This is a genomic window from Agromyces kandeliae, assembly GCF_009674665.1.
GTDB classification, from domain to species: domain Bacteria; phylum Actinomycetota; class Actinomycetes; order Actinomycetales; family Microbacteriaceae; genus Agromyces; species Agromyces kandeliae.
Window position 1 is genome coordinate 1 of the sequence record NZ_WKJD01000020.1, and the last position, 5398, is coordinate 5398.

The following is a 5398-nucleotide window of genomic DNA, read 5'->3' on the forward strand; positions in this document are numbered from 1 at the left end:
CGGGTGCGTCCGTTCCTTGAGAACTCAACAGCGTGCACTATGTTCAATGCCAATTTATTTGAACCCCGTTTCTTCTGCCGTTTTGGTGGGGGATGGGTTTCCTTTGATTGATGGACAATTTGATTTTTTGAAGTCAGTTGTTTCTCTGTCAGTGATTGAACTTGACCTTTCTCCTTTTTGGGGGTTGGTTGAACCATTTTTTTTGGAGAGTTTGATCCTGGCTCAGGACGAACGCTGGCGGCGTGCTTAACACATGCAAGTCGAACGATGAACCGGGTGCTTGCACTTGGGGATTAGTGGCGAACGGGTGAGTAACACGTGAGTAACCTGCCCTGGACTCTGGGATAACCCCGAGAAATCGGAGCTAATACCGGATAGGACCAGTCCTCGCATGGGGGTTGGTGGAAAGTTTTTCGGTTTGGGATGGACTCGCGGCCTATCAGCTTGTTGGTGAGGTAATGGCTCACCAAGGCGTCGACGGGTAGCCGGCCTGAGAGGGTGACCGGCCACACTGGGACTGAGACACGGCCCAGACTCCTACGGGAGGCAGCAGTGGGGAATATTGCACAATGGGCGCAAGCCTGATGCAGCAACGCCGCGTGCGGGATGACGGCCTTCGGGTTGTAAACCGCTTTTAGTAAGGAAGAAGGGGAGCTTGCTCCTTGACGGTACTTGCAGAAAAAGGACCGGCTAACTACGTGCCAGCAGCCGCGGTAATACGTAGGGTCCGAGCGTTGTCCGGAATTATTGGGCGTAAAGAGCTCGTAGGCGGTTTGTCGCGTCTGCCGTGAAATCCTCAGGCTCAACCTGAGGTCTGCGGTGGGTACGGGCAGACTTGAGTGGTGTAGGGGAGACTGGAATTCCTGGTGTAGCGGTGGAATGCGCAGATATCAGGAGGAACACCGATGGCGAAGGCAGGTCTCTGGGCACTTACTGACGCTGAGGAGCGAAAGCGTGGGGAGCGAACAGGATTAGATACCCTGGTAGTCCACGCCGTAAACGTTGGGCGCTAGATGTGGGGACCTTTCCACGGTTTCCGTGTCGTAGCTAACGCATTAAGCGCCCCGCCTGGGGAGTACGGCCGCAAGGCTAAAACTCAAAGGAATTGACGGGGGCCCGCACAAGCGGCGGAGCATGCGGATTAATTCGATGCAACGCGAAGAACCTTACCAAGGCTTGACATGACCGAGAACGCCGCAGAAATGTGGAACTCTTTGGACACTCGGTTACAGGTGGTGCATGGTTGTCGTCAGCTCGTGTCGTGAGATGTTGGGTTAAGTCCCGCAACGAGCGCAACCCTCGTCGCATGTTGCCAGCACGTTATGGTGGGGACTCATGTGAGACTGCCGGGGTCAACTCGGAGGAAGGTGGGGATGACGTCAAATCATCATGCCCCTTATGTCTTGGGCTTCACGCATGCTACAATGGCCGGTACAAAGGGCTGCGATGTCGTAAGGCGGAGCGAATCCCAAAAAGCCGGTCTCAGTTCGGATTGAGGTCTGCAACTCGACCTCATGAAGTCGGAGTCGCTAGTAATCGCAGATCAGCAACGCTGCGGTGAATACGTTCCCGGGCCTTGTACACACCGCCCGTCAAGTCATGAAAGTCGGTAACACCCGAAGCCGGTGGCCTAACCCTTGTGGAGGGAGCCGTCGAAGGTGGGATCGGTGATTAGGACTAAGTCGTAACAAGGTAGCCGTACCGGAAGGTGCGGCTGGATCACCTCCTTTCTAAGGAGCATCTGGCGCTCTTCGGGGCGTCCAGGCATGCCAGATCAGCGGCGTACGTTCGCTGCTGGCAGCTCATGGGTGGAACATTGACATAGGCATCCAGTTCAAGGGTTCTGGTTCAGTACGCCGTCTTCGGGTGGTTGGAACGATCGGGGTCGGCGGGGTGGGTGCGTGCACGCTGTTGGGTCCTGAGGGACCGGACATGGCTTCCGCGCTCTTCGGGGTGCGGGTCGGGGTTGGTCCCCGGTTCAGGCCTTCATCGATGCCGGCGGTTGTCGGCGGGGGTGGGGGTTCTGGTCGTCTGTTGAGAACTACATAGTGGACGCGAGCATCTTAGAAGCAGCCTTCGGGCTGTTTCACATAGGTGAGTCGCCAGGTGGCGCCCTTCGGGGTGGCTGTTTGGCGTATTCACTGGTCAATTTCGTATCCGGGCCTTCGGGTCCGGGTGCACGAATTTCGATCGAACTCATGTGATTTCAAGTTTCTAAGAGCAAACGGTGGATGCCTTGGCATCTGGAGCCGAAGAAGGACGTCGTAATCTGCGATAAGCCTCGGGGAGCTGATAAACGAGCTGTGATCCGAGGATTTCCGAATGGGGAAACCCCGCCAGGCCCTTCGTGGTGACCTGGTGACTCCCGCCTGAATGTATAGGGCGGGTAGAGGGAACGTGGGGAAGTGAAACATCTCAGTACCCACAGGAAGAGAAAACAACCGTGATTCCGTGAGTAGTGGCGAGCGAAAGCGGATGAGGCTAAACCGGTCATGTGTGATACCCGGCAGGGGTTGCATGGTCGGGGTTGTGGGACCTCTCTGGTCGATCTGCCGGTCGACCGCGGTGACGTGCGTGGCATAGGCGAACCGGATTGAAAGCCGGACCGGAGTGGGTGTGAGTCCCGTAGCCGAAATGTTGCGCAGCCCGGAGGGGGATCCCAAGTAGCACGGGGCCCGAGAAATCCCGTGTGAATCTGTCAGGACCACCTGATAAGCCTAAATACTCCCAGATGACCGATAGCGGACAAGTACCGTGAGGGAAAGGTGAAAAGTACCCCGGGAGGGGAGTGAAATAGTACCTGAAACCGTTTGCTTACAAACCGTCGGAGCGCCCTTTGTTGGTGTGACGGCGTGCCTTTTGAAGAATGAGCCTGCGAGTTAGTGATCTGTGGCGAGGTTAACCCGTGTGGGGCAGCCGTAGCGAAAGCGAGTCTGAATAGGGCGATTCAGTCGCAGGTCCTAGACCCGAAGCGAAGTGATCTATCCATGGCCAGGTTGAAGCGACGGTAAGACGTCGTGGAGGACCGAACCCACTTAGGTTGAAAACTGAGGGGATGAGCTGTGGATAGGGGTGAAAGGCCAATCAAACTTCGTGATAGCTGGTTCTCTCCGAAATGCATTTAGGTGCAGCGTTGCGTGTTTCTTGCCGGAGGTAGAGCTACTGGATGGCCGATGGGCCTCAACAGGTTACTGACGTCAGCCAAACTCCGAATGCCGGTAAGTGAGAGCGCAGCAGTGAGACGGTGGGGGATAAGCTTCATCGTCGAGAGGGAAACAACCCAGACCACCGACTAAGGTCCCTAAGCGCGTGCTAAGTGGGAAAGGATGTGGAGTTGCACAGACAACCAGGAGGTTGGCTTAGAAGCAGCCACCCTTGAAAGAGTGCGTAATAGCTCACTGGTCAAGTGATTCCGCGCCGACAATGTAACGGGGCTCAAGCACGCCACCGAAGTCGTGGCATTGCCGCACAGTGATTGGCCTTCGTGGTCCAGTCGTGGTGATGGGTAGGAGAGCGTCGTGTGCCGGGTGAAGCGGCGGTGGAAACCAGCCGTGGACGGCACACGAGTGAGAATGCAGGCATGAGTAGCGAAAGACGGGTGAGAAACCCGTCCTCCGGAAGACCAAGGGTTCCAGGGTCAAGCTAATCTGCCCTGGGTAAGTCGGGACCTAAGGCGAGGCCGACAGGCGTAGTCGATGGACAACGGGTTGATATTCCCGTACCGGCGAAGAACCGCCCACACGAGACCAGGAGTGCTAAGCATCCCAAGCCGTGCCGGATCCCTTCGGGGTGATGGTGCGGGGCGGCGTGCGACCCCGTCTGGTGGAGTGAGCGTGATAACAGGTGTGACGCAGGAAGGTAGCCCAGCCCGGGCGATGGTTGTCCCGGGGCAAGCGTGTAGGCCGAGCGATAGGCAAATCCGTCGCTCATCGAGGCTGAGACGTGATGCGGATGAAAAGTGGGTGATCCTATGCTGCCGAGAAAAGCATCGACGCGAGGTTCCAGCCGCCCGTACCCCAAACCGACTCAGGTGGTCAGGTAGAGAATACCGAGGAGATCGAGAGAATCGTGGTTAAGGAACTCGGCAAAATGCCCCCGTAACTTCGGGAGAAGGGGGGCCCGATTCGTGAAGGGACTTAGCTCCTGGAGCGTTGACGGCCGCAGAGACCAGTGGGAAGCGACTGTTTACTAAAAACACAGGTCCGTGCCAAGTCGCAAGACGATGTATACGGACTGACGCCTGCCCGGTGCTGGAAGGTTAAGAGGACCGGTTAGCTCTTCGGAGCGAAGCTGAGAATTTAAGCCCCAGTAAACGGCGGTGGTAACTATAACCATCCTAAGGTAGCGAAATTCCTTGTCGGGTAAGTTCCGACCTGCACGAATGGCGTAACGACTTCCCAGCTGTCTCAACCGCGAACTCGGCGAAATTGCAGTACGAGTAAAGATGCTCGTTACGCGCAGAAGGACGGAAAGACCCCGTGACCTTTACTACAGCTTGGTATTGGTGTTCGGTGTGGCTTGTGTAGGATAGGTGGGAGACTGTGAAGCGGGCACGCCAGTGTTCGTGGAGTCATTGTTGAAATACCACTCTGGTCACTCTGGATATCTAACTTCGAACCGTGATCCGGTTCAGGGACAGTGCCTGGTGGGTAGTTTAACTGGGGCGGTTGCCTCCCAAAGAGTAACGGAGGCGCCCAAAGGTTCCCTCAACCTGGTTGGCAATCAGGTGGCGAGTGTAAGTGCACAAGGGAGCTTGACTGCGAGACTGACAGGTCGAGCAGGGACGAAAGTCGGGACTAGTGATCCGGCAGTGGCTTGTGGAAGCGCTGTCGCTCAACGGATAAAAGGTACCTCGGGGATAACAGGCTGATCTTGCCCAAGAGTCCATATCGACGGCATGGTTTGGCACCTCGATGTCGGCTCGTCGCATCCTGGGGCTGGAGTAGGTCCCAAGGGTTGGGCTGTTCGCCCATTAAAGCGGTACGCGAGCTGGGTTTAGAACGTCGTGAGACAGTTCGGTCCCTATCCTCTGCGCGCGCAGGAAATTTGAGAGGATCTGACCCTAGTACGAGAGGACCGGGTTGGACGAACCTCTGGTGTGCCAGTTGTTCCGCCAGGAGCACCGCTGGTTAGCTACGTTCGGGATGGATAACCGCTGAAAGCATCTAAGCGGGAAGCCGGCCTCAAGATGAGATTTCCATCCCCTTCGGGGGGAGAGGCTCCCAGCCAGACGACTGGGTTGATAGGCCAGATGTGGAAGCACCGCAAGGTGTGCAGCTGACTGGTACTAATACGCCGACAACTTGACAATCACCATTCACACCAGTGTTGTAAGGCAACGGTGTGGAGCCTGATGACTCGCGTCCACTCTGTGGTTCCCAACAGACGAACACACACA

At 56.6% G+C, this 5398-nt stretch carries 2 rRNA genes; both read left to right on the top strand.

The annotated features are described in order from the left end of the window. Positions 1-199: 199 nt before the first annotated feature. Positions 200-1730, top strand: a 16S ribosomal RNA gene (locus tag GJR97_RS15785). A gap of 474 nt (positions 1731-2204) precedes the next feature. Beyond that, positions 2205-5311: ribosomal RNA gene (locus GJR97_RS15790) — 23S ribosomal RNA — on the top strand. Together the 16S and 23S rRNA genes form the textbook arrangement of a ribosomal RNA operon. The last annotated feature ends 87 nt before the right edge of the window (positions 5312-5398 follow it).